The 17,526-nt window shown below is 59.4% G+C and carries 20 protein-coding genes and 2 pseudogenes; 9 read left to right on the top strand and 13 right to left on the bottom strand.

Going from position 1 to position 17,526, the window contains the following annotated elements; genetic code table 11:
* The first annotated feature begins 1 nt into the window (after position 1).
* Positions 2 to 316 (top strand): NIPSNAP family protein, encoded by a 315-nt coding sequence (locus PMA3_RS10750; RefSeq protein ID WP_064677125.1) that lies wholly within the window; start codon positions 2 to 4, stop codon positions 314 to 316.
* Positions 317 to 448: 132 nt separating this feature from the next.
* Here the strand turns inward: PMA3_RS10750 and PMA3_RS10745 are convergent, their stop codons facing one another.
* The gene (locus PMA3_RS10745) at positions 449 to 1,384 is read right to left on the bottom strand and encodes a LysR family transcriptional regulator (RefSeq protein WP_064677124.1); all 936 of its coding nucleotides are present in this window, start codon (positions 1,382 to 1,384) and stop codon (positions 449 to 451) included.
* Between the two features lie 88 nt (positions 1,385 to 1,472).
* A complete protein-coding gene (locus PMA3_RS10740; protein WP_064677123.1) occupies positions 1,473 to 2,411 on the bottom strand; it encodes a cyclase family protein in 939 nt (312 codons plus the stop codon).
* A gap of 268 nt (positions 2,412 to 2,679) precedes the next feature.
* Here PMA3_RS10740 and PMA3_RS10735 point away from each other — a divergent pair, with 268 nt between their 5' ends.
* Complete coding sequence (locus tag PMA3_RS10735; RefSeq protein WP_064677122.1) at positions 2,680 to 2,997, top strand: DUF2388 domain-containing protein; 318 nt, start codon at positions 2,680 to 2,682, stop codon at positions 2,995 to 2,997.
* 69 nt (positions 2,998 to 3,066) lie between these two features.
* On the opposite strand, the gene PMA3_RS10730 is transcribed toward PMA3_RS10735, so the two are convergent.
* Together PMA3_RS10730 and PMA3_RS10725 are read right to left on the bottom strand one after the other, a co-directional pair.
* Positions 3,067 to 3,996 carry a pyridoxal-phosphate dependent enzyme gene (locus PMA3_RS10730; protein WP_064677121.1) on the bottom strand — a complete coding sequence of 310 codons (930 nt, stop codon included), beginning with the start codon at positions 3,994 to 3,996 and terminating at the stop codon, positions 3,067 to 3,069.
* A 106-nt stretch (positions 3,997 to 4,102) separates the two neighbouring features.
* Positions 4,103 to 4,894, bottom strand: a complete 792-nt coding sequence (locus PMA3_RS10725) for an SDR family NAD(P)-dependent oxidoreductase (protein WP_064677120.1) — start codon at positions 4,892 to 4,894, stop codon at positions 4,103 to 4,105.
* A 125-nt stretch (positions 4,895 to 5,019) separates the two neighbouring features.
* On the opposite strand from PMA3_RS10725, the gene PMA3_RS10720 reads away from it, so the two are divergent.
* Positions 5,020 to 5,967, top strand: coding sequence for a GlxA family transcriptional regulator (locus tag PMA3_RS10720; RefSeq protein WP_064677119.1), 948 nt, complete (start codon positions 5,020 to 5,022; stop codon positions 5,965 to 5,967).
* Positions 5,968 to 6,030: 63 nt separating this feature from the next.
* Positions 6,031 to 6,690, top strand: coding sequence for a methyltransferase family protein (locus PMA3_RS10715; RefSeq protein WP_064677118.1), 660 nt, complete (start codon positions 6,031 to 6,033; stop codon positions 6,688 to 6,690).
* Positions 6,691 to 6,815: 125 nt separating this feature from the next.
* Here the strand turns inward: PMA3_RS10715 and PMA3_RS10710 are convergent, their stop codons facing one another.
* The 5 genes from PMA3_RS10710 to PMA3_RS10690 form a co-directional block, all read right to left on the bottom strand.
* The gene (locus PMA3_RS10710; protein WP_064677117.1) at positions 6,816 to 7,523 is read right to left on the bottom strand and encodes an HAD-IA family hydrolase; all 708 of its coding nucleotides are present in this window, start codon (positions 7,521 to 7,523) and stop codon (positions 6,816 to 6,818) included.
* Positions 7,524 to 7,544: 21 nt separating this feature from the next.
* Positions 7,545 to 7,952, bottom strand: a complete 408-nt coding sequence (locus PMA3_RS10705; protein ID WP_064677116.1) for a response regulator — start codon at positions 7,950 to 7,952, stop codon at positions 7,545 to 7,547.
* Positions 7,953 to 8,109: 157 nt separating this feature from the next.
* Positions 8,110 to 8,376, bottom strand: coding sequence for a pentapeptide MXKDX repeat protein (locus PMA3_RS10700; protein WP_064677115.1), 267 nt, complete (start codon positions 8,374 to 8,376; stop codon positions 8,110 to 8,112).
* Positions 8,377 to 8,448: 72 nt separating this feature from the next.
* Positions 8,449 to 9,234, bottom strand: a complete 786-nt coding sequence (locus PMA3_RS10695; protein ID WP_064677114.1) for a molybdopterin-dependent oxidoreductase — start codon at positions 9,232 to 9,234, stop codon at positions 8,449 to 8,451.
* Positions 9,231 to 9,839, bottom strand: a complete 609-nt coding sequence (locus PMA3_RS10690) for a cytochrome b/b6 domain-containing protein (protein WP_064677113.1) — start codon at positions 9,837 to 9,839, stop codon at positions 9,231 to 9,233. Before PMA3_RS10690 ends, PMA3_RS10695 begins: the two co-directional genes overlap by 4 nt.
* 254 nt (positions 9,840 to 10,093) lie before the next feature.
* Here PMA3_RS10690 and PMA3_RS10685 point away from each other — a divergent pair, with 254 nt between their 5' ends.
* Positions 10,094 to 11,029 carry a class I SAM-dependent methyltransferase gene (locus tag PMA3_RS10685; RefSeq protein ID WP_064677112.1) on the top strand — a complete coding sequence of 312 codons (936 nt, stop codon included), beginning with the start codon at positions 10,094 to 10,096 and terminating at the stop codon, positions 11,027 to 11,029.
* Positions 11,030 to 11,078: 49 nt separating this feature from the next.
* Here the strand turns inward: PMA3_RS10685 and PMA3_RS10680 are convergent, their stop codons facing one another.
* Together PMA3_RS10680 and PMA3_RS10675 are read right to left on the bottom strand one after the other, a co-directional pair.
* Positions 11,079 to 11,759 carry a GNAT family N-acetyltransferase gene (locus PMA3_RS10680; RefSeq protein WP_064677111.1) on the bottom strand — a complete coding sequence of 227 codons (681 nt, stop codon included), beginning with the start codon at positions 11,757 to 11,759 and terminating at the stop codon, positions 11,079 to 11,081.
* A gap of 376 nt (positions 11,760 to 12,135) precedes the next feature.
* Positions 12,136 to 13,704 (bottom strand): esterase/lipase family protein, encoded by a 1,569-nt coding sequence (locus PMA3_RS10675; RefSeq protein ID WP_064677110.1) that lies wholly within the window; start codon positions 13,702 to 13,704, stop codon positions 12,136 to 12,138.
* A gap of 334 nt (positions 13,705 to 14,038) precedes the next feature.
* Here PMA3_RS10675 and PMA3_RS10670 point away from each other — a divergent pair, with 334 nt between their 5' ends.
* On the top strand, positions 14,039 to 14,644 hold the full coding sequence (locus PMA3_RS10670) for a M15 family metallopeptidase (RefSeq protein ID WP_064677109.1): 606 nt from the start codon (positions 14,039 to 14,041) through the stop codon (positions 14,642 to 14,644).
* Positions 14,645 to 14,695: 51 nt separating this feature from the next.
* Here the strand turns inward: PMA3_RS10670 and PMA3_RS10665 are convergent, their stop codons facing one another.
* Positions 14,696 to 15,265, bottom strand: a complete 570-nt coding sequence (locus PMA3_RS10665) for a YceI family protein (protein WP_064677108.1) — start codon at positions 15,263 to 15,265, stop codon at positions 14,696 to 14,698.
* A 204-nt stretch (positions 15,266 to 15,469) separates the two neighbouring features.
* On the opposite strand from PMA3_RS10665, the gene PMA3_RS10660 reads away from it, so the two are divergent.
* From PMA3_RS10660 to leuD, 3 genes and pseudogenes are all read left to right on the top strand, one after another.
* The gene (locus tag PMA3_RS10660; protein ID WP_064677107.1) at positions 15,470 to 16,225 is read left to right on the top strand and encodes an SDR family oxidoreductase; all 756 of its coding nucleotides are present in this window, start codon (positions 15,470 to 15,472) and stop codon (positions 16,223 to 16,225) included.
* Between the two features lie 211 nt (positions 16,226 to 16,436).
* A pseudogene (locus PMA3_RS32330) lies at positions 16,437 to 16,556 on the top strand (aconitase family protein); the annotation flags it as partial.
* Positions 16,534 to 16,956 (top strand): annotated as a pseudogene (gene leuD, locus PMA3_RS10655) (3-isopropylmalate dehydratase small subunit); the annotation flags it as partial. The pseudogenes PMA3_RS32330 and leuD, both read left to right, overlap by 23 nt.
* Positions 16,957 to 17,109: 153 nt before the next feature.
* Here the strand turns inward: leuD and PMA3_RS10650 are convergent.
* A complete protein-coding gene (locus PMA3_RS10650; protein ID WP_257784588.1) occupies positions 17,110 to 17,433 on the bottom strand; it encodes a LysR substrate-binding domain-containing protein in 324 nt (107 codons plus the stop codon).
* Positions 17,434 to 17,526 lie beyond the last annotated feature (93 nt).

The following is a 17,526-nucleotide window of genomic DNA, read 5'->3' as shown; positions in this document are numbered from 1 at the left end:
CATGTTTTACGAAATGCGCACCTACACCCTCCACATCGGAAAAATGCAGACCTACCTCAAGCACTTCGAGGAAAACGGCCTGCCGGTGATCTCCCGCTACGCCACCCTGGTGGGCTGGTGGTACACCGAAATCGGCGAGCTGAACCAGGTGATTCATATCTGGGCCTACGAGAGCCTGGATGACCGGATCAGGAAACGCGCCGCGTTGTATCAGGACCCGGATTGGCTTGAGGGCTTTGTGCCGATCGCGTTTGCGATGCTGGAGAAGATGGAGTCGAAATTGCTGATCCCCGCTGATTTCTCACCGATCAAATAATCCCCCCGGGTCAACATCAATCCCCTGTCGGAGCTGCCGCTGGCTGCTCCTACACAGTCAGATCCAGACGTAAGACAGCCGCGCCATTGAAGATCGTCGGCGGCACCGGGGTGCCAGTGAATCCGATCGTGATCAAGTAGTCAGGTCCTGCTGCAATTCGTTGATCAACAGGGCCGCCGCCGGCGACAGGTCGGCGCCGGCCCGGCTGATCACCCCGTAAGGTTCGATCAAGGCCCGCATCGACACCGGCAGTTTCACCAGCAGGTCGAACTGCTCGCAGAATCGGGCGACTTCCACCGGGATCACCGCCAACAGGGTCGGATCCTGCTGCACCAGCAAGATGGTGGCGAAGGTCGACGAGGTTTCCAGGGGATAACGCGGCACCTGCAGGCCCGCCTCGTTGAGTTCACGCTCCAGGGCCTGGCGCATCGGCATGTCCTTGGGATAGACCACCCAGCGGTAGTCGCTCAACTGCGATAGCTGCAAGGCGTCGGCGGCGGCCAGCGGATGCTGCTTGCTGGCGACCACCGCCAAGGGCTCCTCGGTCAATTCGATGCAGTCGTAAGTGGCCGAGCGCTGGCCGACGCTGGCGCGGCAAATGGCCAGGTCCAGCCGTCCCTGATCCAGCAAGCCGAGCAAGGTGGCGCTGGTGTTTTCCACCAGTTCGACCGACAGCTGCGGCTGCTTGAGCCGCAACTCGGTCAAGGCCCGAGTCAGCAGCGGCACGGCCCCCATGATCACCCCCACCGACAGCCGCCCGCCCTGGCCCTGCATGATGCTGATCATTTCTTCGCGCAGGTGCGCGACGTCGCTGTAGATCAGCCGCGCATAACGAATCATGCACCGGCCCATTTCATTGGCCACCAGGCCTTTGGGCTGGCGTTCGAACAGCGGCATGCCGATCATCGATTCGACCTCATGCAAGGCCTTGGTGGCGCCGGACTGGGAAATCGAAATGTGCTCGGCGGCCTTGTGCAGTGACCCGCGATCATCCAGGGCGATCAGCAGGCGCAATTGTTTGAGGCGCAGACGTGCCGCGATGCTGCAAAGGGAAGGAACCTTATCCATATGTTCTCTATTCAAAGGACAATCCAACGACAAAAACGGGCCAGGCGATAAAGTCATCCCCGGGCCCGTTGCGAGTTAAAGATGGGTGTCAGCGAATGGCCACCGGATTGATGTTGACCTGGGTCGAACCCTTGTACAGCGGTTGCCCCAGCACGAACATGAACGCCCAGGCCTTGTCCCGGACCAGCGCGCGGCTGTCGATCAGCTCGAGGTTATAGATCCCGTTTTTGGCCAGCATGAATTGATTGACCGGGAACTCCTGGCCGTCTGTGCCTGGGTAGATTTCCGACGCCCAGGTATCGCCACCGAATGCGACGATCTGCTTGTCCGCCAGCCACTTGGCCGCCGCCATGCCGATACCCGGCTCCACGGCGAGAAATTTCTCGTTGTCCTTGCCCAGCAATTCCAGCCAACCGGTGTTGAACAGCACCACATCGCCCTTCTGGATGGTAATGCCTTGCAGGTCCAGGGCTTTCTGGATGTCGGCGACGCTGAACTCGGTTTTCTCCGGCACGATGGCGCTGCCGTACACCGCTGTCATGTCCAGCACCACGCCTCGGGTGACGATGGGCGGGACTTTTTCGATGCCGAGTTTCTGCACCCCTTCCACGGTCACGAAGTCCGCGGCGCGGTTGCCGTTGTAATAGACATTGTCGATGCCGATGTGGCCGATGCCGTTGAGTTGGGTGCCGACGCCGGTCCAGCCCACCACCAGCTCATCGTTGAAGGTGAACTTGTTCGGCCCCATGGTGGTGCCGCCGGCTTCGCCGGGCTGGATGTTGGTCAGGTGAAAACTGCGATGGCGGAAGGCCGGCAGGTTTTTATCGATGGGCACGGCCAAGGGGTAGGTTTTGCCCGTCTTGATCAGTGTCGCGGCGTTGAGCACCGACTCGGCGTTCAATAGATTGAGCGCGCCGATCTCATCCTTGGCGCCGTATTTCGACGGGTACCATTTTTCGGCTTCCGCGGCGTGGGCGGCATTGAGGGAGAACAACAGGGCAAACGGCAGTACCAATCGGTGCAGCATGGGGAGATCCTTGTCTGGTTGCAATGAACCCAAGGTACGCAGCCCCGCGGTGGGGAAACAGACAGGTAGGGGCAATACAATTGTTCTGGATTGGCACGAGTGGCCCTGTAGATACCGTCTTGAACCTCACCGGGCAAGCCAGCTCCTACAGGGATCGCGGTTATTGGTTGAAGTGATAGTTTGTGCGGCAAGGAACTACTGAGTGCCATCAGGCATCTTAAGGTATGTAGCACTTCCTTTACGCTTCATGCTTTCGGAGGACTCCGTCATGCGCCGCCTGTTTCTCATCTCTTCGCTAGTGCTTTGCTTGCCCGTCGGTTCGGCCCTGGCCGATGTGGATGCAAGCGATGTCGCCACCTCGGCGGGTCTTTCCGCGTCCCTGTATTCGACCTTCAAGGATGACAAAATGATGATTCCCGCCCGGGATGACGCTTCCAGCTTCGTGGCCAGTGGCGGCACGATTCGTGGGGTGTACCTGGAGTCGGTATTACAGCAGGTTCGCCAGAACAATCCTGGCCTGAAGGCAAGCGATGAAGAGCTGGCCCGAGCCATTCTGGTTCAGGAAGGCACGCCTGCCGGGCAATGATCACTGAAAAATGAGCGGTGGGGCTTGTGACACCCGGAGAGGGTTTCCGGCCCTGCCTTCGCTTTCTCTCTATTTTTCGCTCGCGGTGGACAAACGCGCCCACCCGGCAACCTTCTGCGCACTGATATTCACCCCGCCACACACCACGATCACTACGTCCCGGGCATCGGCAATCGCCGGATGGTCCAGGTAGCCGATCGCCAATGAAACCCCGCACGCCGGTTCGACCAACTGTCGCAGGTCGTTGGCATAACGCACCACGCCCATGATCGCCTCGTCATCGCTGAGCACCACGCATTGGTGAGCAAAATCGTGGATGTGCTGCACCGGCCAGGCGGCCACTTGAGCCGCGCCGAGAGAGGTGGCGACCGTGTCGATACGCGGCAATCGGACTGGATGCCCGGCAGCAAGCGCCGCCGAGAAAGAAGCGGCGCCCTGGGTTTCGCAGGCGACGATCCGGCAGTCCATGCGGCCATGGCGGATCAAGCCGGTGAGGATCCCCGCCAGCAAGCCACCGCCCCCGACCGACGTCACCAGGGTATCGACCTGAGGACAGTCCTCGAGAATTTCATCGACCATGCTGCTGTGCCCCTCCCACAACACCGGATGATCGAAGGCCGGCACATATTCGGTGTGGGCACCCTGTGCCAGCTCCATGGCCTTCTGATTGGCATCGTCCCAGACCTTGCCATGCACGATCACCTCGGCACCGGTCTTGCGGATTCTGGCGCGGGTGGTTTCCGGGGTGGTATGCGGCACCACGATGCAGGCTTTCAGGCCCAGACTGGCGGCGGCCACGGCCGTGGCGAAACCGGCGTTGCCAGCAGAGGGGCAAACCACTTTGCGTTTGCCCTGCGCCTTTGCCTGGGTACACAACAGCCCCATGCCGCGCAGTTTGAACGAACCGCTGGGTTGCAGGTTTTCCAGTTTGAGCCAGATGCGTCGGGTCGGGGTCGACAGGCCTGGGTGCAGAATCAATGGTGTTCTGATGTGAAGCATGGTGGCTCCCCTTTGGCACGCCACCGGCTCCTCGATCGTTTCAACGAGCCAAGGGTGAACGCTCATTACCCTAGCTTAGTTCACCCCGGCCCCCGGACTTGTCGTGTCAGCGATAACGCGGTGCCGCCGTGGAGTTGCCGAACAACCCGGCCAGCGTTATGCGCTGGCTTTCATAGCGGTCCCACTGCTCGCCGTCGTGCAGGCCGGGAATGGTCACCACTTCGCCTTGGGCCAAGCCCGCCAGGGCGGCGTCGACCATGTCCTCGGCGGACATTACGATCTCCTGCGGCAGGTTTTCTACCGGGTTGCCGGCCTCGCTCCAGAAGTCCGTGGCAGTGGCACCGGGCAATACGGCCTGGATGCGCACGCCTTTGTCGGCCAGCTCGTGATGCATCGACTGGCTCAAGCCCAGGACGAAGGCCTTGGTCCCGCCGTACACGCCGTTGAGAATTTGCGGAGCGATGGCCACGATCGAAGCGATGTTGATCACGGTTCCGGTGCCGCGGGCGACGAAGCCGGGTACCACCGCGTAAGCCAGGCGCATCAACGCCGTGACGTTGAGGGTGATCATGTCTTCCATGTCGTCCACCGGGCTGCCCAGCAATGGCATGACGCCGCCGACCCCGGCATTGTTGACCAGCAAGGTGATGCTCGCGTCGTGGCGCAGTATCTCTTCGACTCGCAGCAGGTCGGCTTTGTCTTTCAGGTCGGCGGCGACCACTTCCACCGCGCGGCCGGTCTGGTTGCTGAGCTGATTGGCCAGGCCGTTCAACTTGCTCCGGCTGCGGGCGACCAGAATCAAGTCGAAACCTTGCCGGGCGAGACGCTCGGCGTAGACCGCGCCGATGCCCGAAGATGCGCCAGTGATCAGTGCGGTGCCTTTGGATGAGAGGGCCATGTCGATTTTCCTTCACAGTGAGACGATAGATTCGCCGGGGAGTGATCCGTTATAAATGGGCTGACGCGCTTGGCAAATGACGTTTAAAGTACGTTTTCAGGACATGACCCTTTGAGGAACTGGCGATGACTTGCGTGGCGTTTGTCGTTTTTGAAGGTTTCCAGTCCATGGCGCTGGCGGCCATGCCAGTGTTCGAATACGCCAACTTCAGCGCCGGCGAAGCGCTGTATGACGTCAGCGTGTTGTCCGAGCACGGCCGCCCGCTACGCGCCTCCGGTGGCCTGAGTGTCGGCACCGAGGAGTTCGATGAGCGGGTGTTCGATACGGTGATCGTGGTCGGCGGCGATGCCATCCTCCAGCAGGCGCCCGAGGGGGTGCTGAATTACCTGCGCGCCAGCGTCAAGACTGCTCGCCGCACGGCATCGATCTGCTCCGGCGCCTTTGTCCTGGCCCAGGCCGGTTTGCTGGACGGTCGACGGGCGACCACCCATTGGGCGTACGCTCGGGACCTGCAAGCGCGGTTCCCGTCGATCAAGGTCGAAGAAGACCGCATCTACGTCATCGACGGTTCGATCTGGACGTCCGCCGGAATGACCGCCGGCATCGACCTGGCGCTGGCCATGGTGGAAAAGGATCACGGCGCCGAACTGGCCCGTTCCGTGGCACAGAAGCTGGTGATGTACCACCGCCGTGCAGGCGGTCAGTCGCAGCACTCGGCACTGCTGGACCTGGAACCGAAATCCGACCGCATCCAGACCGTGCTGGGCTATGCCCGGGAACACCTCGCCGAGGCCTTGTCGGTGGAGCACCTGGCGGACGTGGCGCGCCTCAGCCCTCGGCAATTCAGCCGGGCCTTTCGCGCCGAAACCGGCCAGTCGCCGGCCAAGGCCATCGAGAACCTGCGCCTGGAAGCAGCCCGACAGTTGCTGGAACGCGGACGGTTGAATCTTGATCAGATTGCCGTCGAGACCGGCTTCAGCGACCGTCGGCGCATGCGAGAAGCGTTCCTTCGGGCGTTCGGCCAGCCGCCACAGGTGATTCGGCGCAATGCCCGGACTGACTACGCGGCGTAGGCGCTGCGTGGGCAGCCTGCGGCAGCTCCTACACTTTGTGATATGCCCCTTGGGAGTTCGATCATGAAAATCTCCGCCAGGCTGGCGCTTTTCGCCATCGTTGTCACCCTCGCCTACCTGGGGCTCGCGGTGTGGGGGATGGGCGGGTTTGCAGCGTTTTTTTCCCATGCGCCGCTGGTGGTCGTGGTGCTGGCAACCCTGGTGATGGCAATCGCCTCGCTGTTCACCGAGGTCAACCTGAGCTCCGGCGAACGTGAGGACCGGGCCAATCGTTGGGTGCTTCCGGCGTTCGGGGTGATTGGACTATTGAGCGGTTTTTTGCCGGCCTACACGGACCGAATCGATTTCTGGACCTTCGGTGGCGAGGGCGTGCGCTGGCTCGGTGTCCTGCTGTTCATCATCGGCGGTGCACTGCGGCTGTGGCCGGTGTTTGTGCTGGGCAATCGCTTCAGTGGACTGGTGGCGATTCAACCGGGGCATCGCCTGGTCACCGACGGGATCTATCGCAAGTTGCGCAACCCCAGCTACCTCGGGATGTTGATCACTGCCGTGGGTTGGGCGCTGGCGTTTCGCTCGGGCGTCGGCCTGTTGCTGGTCGCGCTGACAATGATTCCGCTGGTAGCGCGCATCCATGCAGAAGAAGCGCTGTTGAGGGCGCAGTTTGGTAATGAATACGAGGCTTATTGCAGCCGAAGCTGGCGGTTGATTCCCGGGATTTACTGAAACACCATAACCCCCCTGCAGGAGCTGGCTTGTCGGATCGCCGCCCGCAGCGAAAGCGTCGGTACATTCAGCATTGATGTGTCTGAAAGACCGCTTTCGCTGGCAAGTCGGTCTCGCTCCCACAGTTAGAGGGTGTGAAGACGAAGCTGGCCGTCGGAATCCACTACTGCGGTCACCCTGTCATAGCTGACCAGCGTCGCATGTGGCGTCTCGATCGGATGAACATGGGTCGATGTCATCACCACAAGGCCCGCCCCCGCCGCCTCAGCCGCGAGAATCCCCACCGCCGCATCTTCGAAAACCAGGCACTTGGTCACCTCGACACCCAGCCGCCTGGCCGCCAGTCGATAACCTGCAGGATCGGGTTTGCCGGCGCTGACGTCTTCGGCAGTGACCATCACCTCGGGTTGCGGAATCCCCGCCGCGGCCATCCGCCTCCGTGCCAACGCCCTGGGCGCGGAGGTGACGATGGCCCATTGATTGGCTGGCAACGATTTGAGGAAGCGAGCGGCGCTCGCCACCTCGACTATCCCCTCGACATCTTCGATTTCCGCCTCAGTGATAAATGCCGCTTCAGCCTCGGCATTCACCCCGGACAGCGCCAGACGATTGATCGTGTCGATGGCACGGGCACCATGGATAGTCGGTAGGAAAGACTCGACATCGACCTTATGGCGCACGGCCCAGGCGGTCCAGATCCGTTCGGCGGCGGCGATGGAATTGAGGACGGTGCCATCCATGTCGAATAGAAAGGCGCGGTATGGGGTGTTGAAGATGGAGTGGTGAGCAGGCAAAGGGCACTTCCTTTTGCAAGAGCCAGGCGGGTATTTCATGCAATGTACACCACCGTGCTCCTACAGTGTCTTGTGTGAATCCAAGGCATTTTGCACACAATCGAGCAGTTGCCCGAGCGCCCAAGGCTTCTTGATGAACGAAACCTGATGCCGCACCCCGGAGGATTTCGGGGTTTCGAAGCCGGACATGATCATGATCGGCTTGTCCGGCCAGCGATCGCCGAACTGGTTGGCCAGATCCGCGCCATTGAGTTTGCCAGGCATGGTGATGTCCGTGAGCAATAGACGAACTTTATTGGAGTGCCGCTCCAGATAGACTGATGCGGCGTCTGCACTGGCCTGCGGCTCAACCGCAAACCCTTCCTCTTGAAGAATTTCGCAGAGAAACTCCAGGATCAACGGGTCGTCCTCAACCACAAGAATCAATCCGTCAAGGCGCGACTCACCTGTCGTCGATACTGGACTCATGACTGTGTCACTCCCTGATTACGTAAATGACTTCGCGGTCTGAATTCCGCTGCTTACAGGTATGAGCAGCGGACTCCGAGGAAATTCATTTTTGATACAGGCAATGACAAAAATCGAGAGTCCTGAAAGCGGTAGCTCACGACTGACAGTGTTCGAATTACTGCGCCATGGCGTCCTTCTTCATGGCGTCCTTGGACATGGCATCTTTTTTCATGGCGTCTTTGCCCATGGAATCCTTGGACATCTCGTCTTTCTTCATCGAGTCCTTGGCCATGGAATCCTTGGACATGGCGTCCTTTTTCATGGCGTCCCTGGACATCGAATCCTTGCTCATGCTGTCGTTGCTCATGGCATCGGTAGCGAACACGGAGGCGGCACCCATTGCCAGGCACATCGACAGTACTGCGGTCGTTAACACTTTCATGATGAAACTCCTTTGAATCACAGGTTGCGAATGAACGCAGCGTGAGCTGCGCAATAAAATTGCCAGACGTCGTCAGCTGCCACCGAACCAGTTGTACCCCTGGTCTTCCCAGTAGCCCCCGCTGTAGGTGTTGCTGACGAATATCGCCTGTATGTGTTTGGGGTTCTTGTAGCCCAGCTTGGTGGGCATGCGCAGCTTCATCGGGAAGCCGTACTCGCGAGGCAGCACCGCGCCGTCATAAGTCAGCGCCATCAGGGTTTGCGCATGCAGCGCGGTGGCCATGTCGATGCTGGTGTAATAGTCGTCCGCGCATTTGAAGCCGACATATCTGGCATCGGTGTCGGCACCGATCCGTTTCAGGAAATCGCTGAACCGCACGCCGCCCCAGCGCCCGATCGCGCTCCAGCCTTCGACGCAAATGTGGCGGGTGATCTGCTCGGTCTGCGCCATGGCGCGCAGCTCTTCAAGGCGCCAGCTGCGCTTGTCGGCGACCAGCCCGGTCACTTCCAGGCGATAAGCCTCTTCCTCCACCGTCGGTGCCTCATCGATGCCGTAGAAGGCATTGAAGGGAAACGGCCGGGTGATCATCGACTCAGGATAGGTGGGCGCCATCGCGTTGGGGTTGAACAGCCAGCCCTGCACCCGATCGTTGAACCGGGACATGGCGGACAAGGCCGTCTCGACGCTGTCGTTGTCGGTCAGGTTGCAGCCGGACAACATGGCCACGCCGCCGAGGGTCAGGCCGCGCATCAGGAAGTTGCGACGGGAACGATCCTCGATCTGCGGTGCAATGATTTTCCGGGCGTCGGTCAGGATGGACGACTCGTCCAGCGCCGAGCCTTCGATGTGCTTTTTCATACGGGTTCCTTGCGACCGACGATCATGGCCCACAACGTTTTGGGTACCAGCGCGACCATCAACAGATGCACCGCGACGAATGCCACCAACAACGCCATCGCAATGAAATGCACATGCCGCGCGCCTTCGTATCCGCCCAGCAACTCACGCAGGAGCGGGAATTGCACGGACTTCCACAGCACCAGCCCGGAGATCACCAACAGCGCGATGTCGACCATCACGAACAGGTACGCCACCCGTTGCACCTGGTTGTAATGACTCGGGTCGGCATGCCCCAACCGCCCGCGCAATGCGGCCCACAGGTCATGCAGGACACCACGGGGCGAGACGGGGAAAAAGCGTCGTTTCAGGCGACCACTGAAGAGGTTGAGGATCAGGTAGACGAGACCGTTGAAGGCGAGCAACCACATTGCTGCGAAGTGCCATTGCAATGCACCGCCGAGCCAGCCGCCCAGGGTGATCGAAGCGGGAAAACTGAACTCGTAAAGCGGCGACGCGTTATAGATCCGCCAGCCGCTGGTGACCATGACCAGCACCGCCAGCGCATTGAGCCAATGGGTCAGGCGTAGCCAGCGAGGATGGGATGAAGCAGGTAGCGAGGACATGATGCGTTCCCGGCGGTTGGTCGTTGGAGCCGAGTATGGGGGCCGGCCAATCGCCAAATCCTCACGAAAAGTTAAATTAATCGTGATAATTGCCAAGGCAGGCGTCGCCTGTTTGCCCCCGGCATCGCCATCATCAGACTTGATCGTCGATTGGCGGTCAGCTATTCGGTGGACGGGTAAACCCGTGCGCCGTTGGTTCGTTGGGGAGCATTTGTGTTTAAAATGCCGCCCCAACCTGTTGCCGACCCTGCCCGATGAACTCTGACGCGCTCTCCATCCTCCACGATCATTTGCTCAAAGCCCTGGCCGCCGCCCCGGCAGAAACCCGCCGGCTGTTCCACGGCCGCGGTCGCTGCTGGCCGGGGCTGGAGCAATTGACGGTGGACTGGTTGCAGGGCGTGGTGCTGGTGTCGCTGTTCAAGGAACCCGAAGCGGCGCAACTGGAGGCGTTGAAACAGCGGCTGCTGCAACTCACTCAATCATCTGAGTGGGCAACATCCGGTGCTCATACCTTGGCGTTGCAACATCGTTATCTGCTGCAAAGCACCACCGAGTGGCTGCTCGGGGAGGCGATCGAGGACATGACCATCACCGAGGGCGGCCTGCGTTATCGGGTCGACCTTGGGCGCAAACAGAATACCGGCCTGTTCCTCGACATGCGCTACGGCCGCGACTGGGTGCGGGCCAATGCCCAGGGCAAACGCGTGTTGAATCTGTTTGCCTACACCTGCGGCTTTTCGGTGGCCGCCATCGAAGGCGGCGCGACCCATGTGGTCAACCTGGACATGTCCAGCCCGGCGCTGAGCCGAGGCCGTGACAATCACCGACTGAACGGACATGACCTGGGCAGGGTGACGTTTCTGGGCCACGACCTGTTCAAGTCCTGGGGCAAAGTCATCGGCAAGGGCCCGTACGACCTGGTGATCATTGACCCGCCGTCCTTTCAGAAAGGCAGTTTTCTGCTGACCAAGGACTACCAGCGAGTGTTGCGTCGCCTGCCGGAGTTGCTCAGCCCCCAAGGTATGGTGCTGGCCTGCATGAACGACCCGGCATTCGGCGCGGACTTCCTGATCGAGGGCGTCATGCGTGAAGCGCCGAGCCTGCGCTTCGAGCAACGGCTGGAGAACCCGCCGGAATTTCCGGATGCGGATGTTGAATGCGGGTTGAAGGCGTTGGTGTTCAGGCAGTGAGACCGAGCCGCCGCCTTCGCGAGCAAGCCCGCTCCCACCGTTAACCGGGTTACCCCAGCCGCTCGCGCACAAACTCTTGCGCCTTGCGCGTCATCTGGTCCAGATGCCGATCCCGCTGCTTTTCCGCATCGAGCATCGCCCGCTTGCCGTGTTTCTGCAGCAGATACGTATGGATCTGCCGCACCTCCAGCGAGCTGTAGATCGACGCTACATCCAACAGCCCCATCAAACCTTCACTGCCATGGTCGCGAGTGTTCATCAGCACCTGAGTCCCACGCACGCCCACCACCTGAAAGCCCATCGACTCGAAATACGGCACCTTGGCCACGGCGCAGTTCAATTCGGCATGGGGGTAGCGGCCGACCATCTCCCGCAGCATCCGCCGGGCAATGCCCTGGCGCCGATGACTTGCATGCACCGCCATATACGCCACGCCGCACGCGTCAGGATCATCCTTGACCGGCAGGTACAGCAAAAAGCCGACTACCTTTTCCGGGTCGTCATCGTCGGTCGCGACCAGCAACTCCACGGCAATCCCCTTCGTCCCGTTCAAGGCCTCCAGATAGAGATGAACCTCATAGCCGATCGCGTACTGGTAGATGTTGTACAGCAGGTTGCTCGGCGGGATCGCGACCATGCTGATGTCGGTGAGGTAGTCGACGACCATTTGCAGGATCTGGCTGTTGACGGGCTCTGGGCAGGGGGATTGGTAATGGGTGATCTGGGGCATTGCAGGGGCTGACTCCGTGGGGCGGATGTGAAGCGTTGATCGCGGGGCTGCCTATCATAACGTGTCGAGGCGGGTTACTCGCAAAAGTACTCTGCGTTGGCATGATTGCTCCCCACGCCCTGCGTCACGAGTGCCCGGTCAGGTTTCACAATGCGAGGCTGCATCGGGGCTGATGCCGGTGGGTCAGGTGATTGAAGTGTTGACTGTGCCGGCCCCATCGCGGGCAAGCCCGCTCCCACAGGGTATTGTGCTATTCACTCTATTTGTGCAACAGCCTTGATCACTGTGGGAGCGGGATTGCCCGCGATGGGGCCCTTAGCAACACCGCTAAACCAAAGCCTTGGCCCCCTCGCCCACTCCGGCAAATTCAGGTTTATCACTCAGGCACCTGGTCAATCTCTATCCTGAAACGCCCCTTGAAGCCTGTCCCCGTCACATCGAATTCCCATCCCTTGGCCACTTTTGTCATCAGCGTCTTGGGATCGTCGACATAACCGGGTGCCGCGAACTGCTCTCCGTCATGGATAAACATGGTGTAAGGCGGCAACAGCAATCCGCGGACGTAGTACTGCTTTCTGAAAATCACATTATCGGAAAAACCCACCCCAAACAGATCGCGCTCGCCGACATAAAAGTCCAGGCGCATGACCATGTCTTTTTTGCTGATGCTGGCATCTTCCAGAATGGGCGTGGTGTTGAGATACCCTTCCCAAATCAGCCGGTCGGGGCCGGCCCAGCCGAACTCCACAGCCGGGTCGGTCAGGCTGGTCTTGGTAAAAGGGCCATAGCAGTTTTCCGAATCGGCGCCCTGATGGAACAGTTCGAAATCGACCCCGCGCGGTTTGATCGAGACGCCGAAAAAGAACTCGCTCTTGCCGAACATATCCATGCCGCGCAGCACTTCACCTTCCACCAGCCGCAACCGCACTTTGACGTTGCCAAAGAAGAATCGCGTGGCGATCTCGAACGACTCCCGGGCCGTTACCAGCGAGTCGAAACCGCCATGACACTTGTGCACGAAGGTTCGTGGCGCACCCGGAATCTGCGCGTAGCTCTGTTTGACCAGGCCGTCGCTGCGGTTGTAGTTCATGCCGAATTCGTCGGCCACGGAAAACAGCCGGTTACCCAGGGAGGCAGAACCGACATCGTAGGATTTGTAGTTGGTACCCACCACGGTCAACAGGCGATCCAGCGGGAAGCACTCGCCAAATTTAGTGAATGACGTTGTGTTGTCCGTGCTTTTTTGAATGTCGGGATTGAAATGCTCGATCTCGTTTTGCGCCTCGGTCCCGACCCATTTTTTCAACACTTGAAAAGCAATGCCTTGATGGGGCGTACCGAGAGTCACCACTTTGTTGATCAGATCGGCTGGCTTGCGTTTAGCATCCGGAATCGTCTGTTGAATCGCCTGCCGGACCAATAGACCGCCCATGGAGTGAGCGATGATATTGACCATCGGCTCAGGTTGCCCAGGGTTCTTGAGCTTGGCCAGGGCCCGGATAAAGTCGATCAGACGCAGCAGTGCAGCGCCGTAGGCGACCATTTTGCGATCATTGAGATCGTAGTAGCGAAATACCCACAATGTCCGATTAGGGTCATTCGCCGTGCGTACCAGGTGCAACGCCATGGCCGGATCGATGATCAACTTGCCTTTGCTGAAAAAGTCCAAATCCAGTGTCTTCAGTTCAGCAGGAATGGCCGGCGCGATCAGACTGACATTTTCACCGTAATAGCCGACGACATTAGTTGCATCCTGGTATTGCCAGGAAGACTTCAAGAATCTGAGGATAAACCCTTCATAAATGTAGTTTTCGCCACGCTTCTGGGGGTAGACCGTGCCGTCGTTGAAGCCTTGATAGGCGGTCTTTTTCTCGTCTTCGACGTTGAGCCCGCCGAACCCGCGGATCAATATCAGGGGTTGCGGCCTGCGGGTGGGTTTGGCCATCGTGACCTTCCTTTCCGACAGCCTGCCGGACATAGAAAGTGAACGTGCCGTCTATCAATAGCCTGCACTTGTAAACGGCTCCCAAGATAACTTAGATGAGACGCCTGGTATCAGCAACAAACATTAACGATAAACCACCAAACTCACCAAACCTGATAAGTCAGCGTTACAGATATGTAATAACAATGATACAGCTTATATCACCCCAGACAAGTTGATCAATTCCGCCACAGCATCTAACGTTTAACTAATCCCTTATAAAAATCCACAGCAGGACTGTAAACCTACATTAACAACCGCTGTAAAATTCAATTAACACAAAGAGTACAGAGCAATGGATATCCAACAACTGATCTGTGCCGTTCAAGCCGCTGTCGGCGTAGAAGTCGACGGTAAACCCGGGCCACAAACCTGGACCGCCATTGCCCAACGCCTGATACCCGATCAAGCCGCAACGTTGGCAGATAACTCCAGCGCCGACCTGGACCCCAAAAGTAAAAAGACCATCGACACCTTGCTGCCGCCAGTGCGCCCCTATGCCATTGCACTCATACAGAAAGCCAGACTTAACGGCATCACCATCAAGATCATCAGTGGACTAAGAACTTACGAGGAACAAGATGCGCTTTACGCCAGAGGTCGCCCTGACAATGGCCCGACGGTCACCAATGCCAAAGGTGGCCAGTCCAACCATAACTTCGGCATCGCGTTCGATATCGGTATCTTCGAAGGGGGCAAGTACCTGGGCAATTCGCCCAAGTACAAAGCCGTCGGGGTATTGGCGATGGACCTGGGTCTGGAGTGGGGCGGAAACTGGAAAACCTTCAAGGATGAGCCCCACTATCAACTGCGCCCTTCCTGGGCCAGCGGGATGACCGAGAGGGATATGCTGGCCGCACTCAGAAAACGCAAGACAGACCAGCAGGAAGTCTTTGTCTAGGGCGATCGGATTCCACAACGCCAGGACATGGGCTCCATGGACGTCCTGACGCTACTGCTGTGGCGCAACCATGCGAAACCGGATGTGGATATCGTTGGACACCACGCCATCGGCCCATTCGCCTTCGCCGATGTCGAAGTCGCTGCGTTTTACCGTCAGCTGACCATCGAATATGCCGATGGCGTCGTCGGCCTTGAGCTGCACCGGTACCTCCACCACGCGCGTCATCCCCCTGAGCGTGAGTTGGCCGGTGATCAGGTAGCGATCGTTGCCCAGCGCTTGCACGCCACTCGATTCAAACCTCGCCACTGGATGATTCGCCGTGTCGAACCAGGCGGGTTTCTGCAGTTCTTCGTTGGCATCGCTGCTGCCGGCGTCGATGCTGTCGAGGTCGATGCTGAGGGCAGCGTGGGCGGCGGCGGGATTTTCCGTGTCGAAATCGAGGGTGGCGGCGAATTTGCCAAAGGTGCCATAGGCCCGCGAGGTGAACTGCTTATAGGTGAAGGCAATGGTGCTGGCAGTCGTATTGACCTGGGTGTATTCGGCCGCCTCGATGCAGGGCAAGGCTGCGAATGCGAGTGCGGCAACCCAGGCGGCGGAAGGTGAAAATCGAGGGCTCATGGGATTCTTCCGTCAGGGCTTACTGCTGCGTCGGGGTGCTGGGCGCACCGGCCAGCCACAGGTGGACTAAAGCAAAGAAACGCGGTTTATTCCACTTGGCGCGCGGACTTCCGACCACCTGTCGGTCCACGCATGGGTGCGCCCGACGTTCCCGTTCAGCGGGTGTTTAATGAATGCAGCACTCACCGCAACGGACAACCGACCATGAAAATCGTCGTCATCGGCGGCACCGGCCTGATCGGCAGCCAACTGTGCAAAAACCTGCAGGCACTGGGGCATGAAACCCTGGCGGCGTCACCCAGTACCGGCGTCAACGTCATCAGTGGTGAAGGGTTGCTCGATGCGTTGAACAATGCCGACGTGGTGGTCGACGTGGCCAACTCGCCCTCATTCGAAGACCACGCGGCCTTGCATTTTTTCGAAACGGCGGGGAAAAACCTGTTGGCGGCGGAGAAAGTCAACGGTATCAGACACCATGTTGCGCTGGGCGTTGTCGGTACCGAACGGATGCTCGACAGCGGCTACTTCCGGGCAAAAATGGCCCAGGAAAAACTGATCAAGGCCTCGGGCATTCCCTACTCCATCCTGCGGGCCACGCAATTCTTCGAGTTCATCAGCGCCATTGCCTTCTCGGGCCGCGAGGACGGCGACACCATCCACCTGAATTGCGCCGCGTTGCAACCGGTGGCCTCGATCGATGTGGCGGCGGCACTGACCGATATCGCCTTGAAAATGCCGAGCAACCAGACCGTGGAAGTGGCCGGCCCCGAGCGCCGACCGCTGGTGGAGTTCGTCAGTGAGTACCTGAAACACATCAAGGATCCGCGCCAGGCGGTTTCGGACGGTACCGTTCCGTACTTCGGAGCGCCGATCGACGACCAGTCGCTGACGCCGGGCGACAATACGATCCTGGGCACGACGAGTTTTGAAAGCTGGCTCAAGAACGCCACGCATGGCTGATTGGGCGCATCCCCCTGTGGGAGCACTGCGGTCTATCAAATAAGCCTCAAAAATAAAGGCCATCAAGACCGTTACTCCCACTGCAAGCTCCCTCGCCACAGATTAGCGCTCGCCTCTCCTTCTGCGTGCAACTCATTATTCACAATACGTGCGCAACGCCTTCACTTAACGGCTCTTGATGCAGATTCCGCGATGAATATTCTGTCGTTTTAGTCACACCACGACTTACGGGGCGTTGGGCGCCTTCGGTTTCGGTATCGGCACCTCTGAAATCGAACACTTGCTGGCGTCGCAAACCCTGGTCTACACCTGCCTGGAGCGACGCCGCGTTCCTGGTGGTCGGGCCCAACTTTGGTTGTGGTTCGAGTCGCGAGCATGCGGTCTGGGGCTTGAAGCAAGTGGGGATCAGGGCGCTGATCGGCACGAGCTTTGCCGGGATTTTCTATGACAACTGTCAGCGAAACGGGGTGTTGGCGATTCAGCTGTCCGAGGATCAACTGAATCAAATCGCAAGCGTTATCAGCGATGCTCAGTCAGCAACGATCAGCGTGAATCTGCCCGAGCAAAACATCCGCTTGGCCGACGGTTCGGTGATCCCGTTCGAGATCGATGAACTGCGCAAGCAATCGCTGCTGCTCGGCCTGGACGCCATCGGCACCACGCTGCAGCGTGCCGGGCAGATCCGCAGTTTCGAATCCAGGCACCTGGCCGAAAATCCCTGGTTACGATAACTTGTAGGAGCAAGCTTGCTCGCGATGGTCGTCAACGATAGCGCTGGAAACCTGACACTCCGCGGCGCTCTCCGGTTCATCGCAGGCAAGCCAGCTCCTACAGGTAATCGGTGCGAACTCAAGTCCCGAGGCAAGTTCTGCATCGCCAGAGCCTCACTCAACCGACATCTCGCGAAAGTACTCCTCCAGAAACTCCACGCACACCCGCAACTTCGCCGACTGGCTGAGTCGGGTCGGGTACACCGCCCAGACGTTGGCGCTCAGGGTGTATTCGTGCAGCACTTGCACCAGGCGCCCCTGCCCCAGCATCGGTTTGACGTCCCACATCGAGCGCAATAACACCCCGCCGCCGCTCAACGCCCACTCCAGCACGATCTCGCCATTGTTGGAGGACAAGGGCCCGCTGACCCGCACCGATTCCTGCTGCCGGATCTTTGCCTGAACCGATTTTTGCATCGCCTCACCTGCCCGGCATATACATTAACTGCCTGATTCCGACACCCTCTGCCGGCAACCGACAGACGCCCTGATTGCATGTTCTTACTCTCCACTGGCCCCGACGTTCAGCGC

Source organism: Pseudomonas silesiensis (assembly GCF_001661075.1).
In the GTDB taxonomy this organism is placed as follows: Bacteria; Pseudomonadota; Gammaproteobacteria; order Pseudomonadales; family Pseudomonadaceae; genus Aquipseudomonas; species Aquipseudomonas silesiensis.
This window is presented reverse-complemented; position numbering and strand designations above follow the sequence as displayed.

Bases quoted from the DNA above. Each gene is read 5' to 3' on its own strand.
- PMA3_RS10665 (WP_064677108.1), bottom strand. From the start codon at position 15,265: ATGAGCCCTCGATTTTCACCTTCCGCCGCCTGGGTTGCCGCACTCGCA.
- PMA3_RS10720 (WP_064677119.1), top strand. From the start codon at position 5,020: ATGACTTGCGTGGCGTTTGTCGTTTTTGAAGGTTTCCAGTCCATGGCG.
- PMA3_RS10660 (WP_064677107.1), top strand. From the start codon at position 15,470: ATGAAAATCGTCGTCATCGGCGGCACCGGCCTGATCGGCAGCCAACTG.
- PMA3_RS10735 (WP_064677122.1), top strand. From the start codon at position 2,680: ATGCGCCGCCTGTTTCTCATCTCTTCGCTAGTGCTTTGCTTGCCCGTC.
- PMA3_RS10750 (WP_064677125.1), top strand. From the start codon at position 2: ATGTTTTACGAAATGCGCACCTACACCCTCCACATCGGAAAAATGCAG.
- PMA3_RS10700 (WP_064677115.1), bottom strand. From the start codon at position 8,376: ATGAAAGTGTTAACGACCGCAGTACTGTCGATGTGCCTGGCAATGGGT.
- PMA3_RS10730 (WP_064677121.1), bottom strand. From the start codon at position 3,996: ATGCTTCACATCAGAACACCATTGATTCTGCACCCAGGCCTGTCGACC.
- PMA3_RS10680 (WP_064677111.1), bottom strand. From the start codon at position 11,759: ATGCCCCAGATCACCCATTACCAATCCCCCTGCCCAGAGCCCGTCAAC.
- PMA3_RS10685 (WP_064677112.1), top strand. From the start codon at position 10,094: ATGAACTCTGACGCGCTCTCCATCCTCCACGATCATTTGCTCAAAGCC.
- PMA3_RS10715 (WP_064677118.1), top strand. From the start codon at position 6,031: ATGAAAATCTCCGCCAGGCTGGCGCTTTTCGCCATCGTTGTCACCCTC.
- PMA3_RS10745 (WP_064677124.1), bottom strand. From the start codon at position 1,384: ATGGATAAGGTTCCTTCCCTTTGCAGCATCGCGGCACGTCTGCGCCTC.
- PMA3_RS10695 (WP_064677114.1), bottom strand. From the start codon at position 9,234: ATGAAAAAGCACATCGAAGGCTCGGCGCTGGACGAGTCGTCCATCCTG.
- PMA3_RS10675 (WP_064677110.1), bottom strand. From the start codon at position 13,704: ATGGCCAAACCCACCCGCAGGCCGCAACCCCTGATATTGATCCGCGGG.
- PMA3_RS10670 (WP_064677109.1), top strand. From the start codon at position 14,039: ATGGATATCCAACAACTGATCTGTGCCGTTCAAGCCGCTGTCGGCGTA.
- PMA3_RS10710 (WP_064677117.1), bottom strand. From the start codon at position 7,523: ATGAAATACCCGCCTGGCTCTTGCAAAAGGAAGTGCCCTTTGCCTGCT.
- PMA3_RS10725 (WP_064677120.1), bottom strand. From the start codon at position 4,894: ATGGCCCTCTCATCCAAAGGCACCGCACTGATCACTGGCGCATCTTCG.
- PMA3_RS10690 (WP_064677113.1), bottom strand. From the start codon at position 9,839: ATGTCCTCGCTACCTGCTTCATCCCATCCTCGCTGGCTACGCCTGACC.
- PMA3_RS10705 (WP_064677116.1), bottom strand. From the start codon at position 7,952: ATGAGTCCAGTATCGACGACAGGTGAGTCGCGCCTTGACGGATTGATT.
- PMA3_RS10740 (WP_064677123.1), bottom strand. From the start codon at position 2,411: ATGCTGCACCGATTGGTACTGCCGTTTGCCCTGTTGTTCTCCCTCAAT.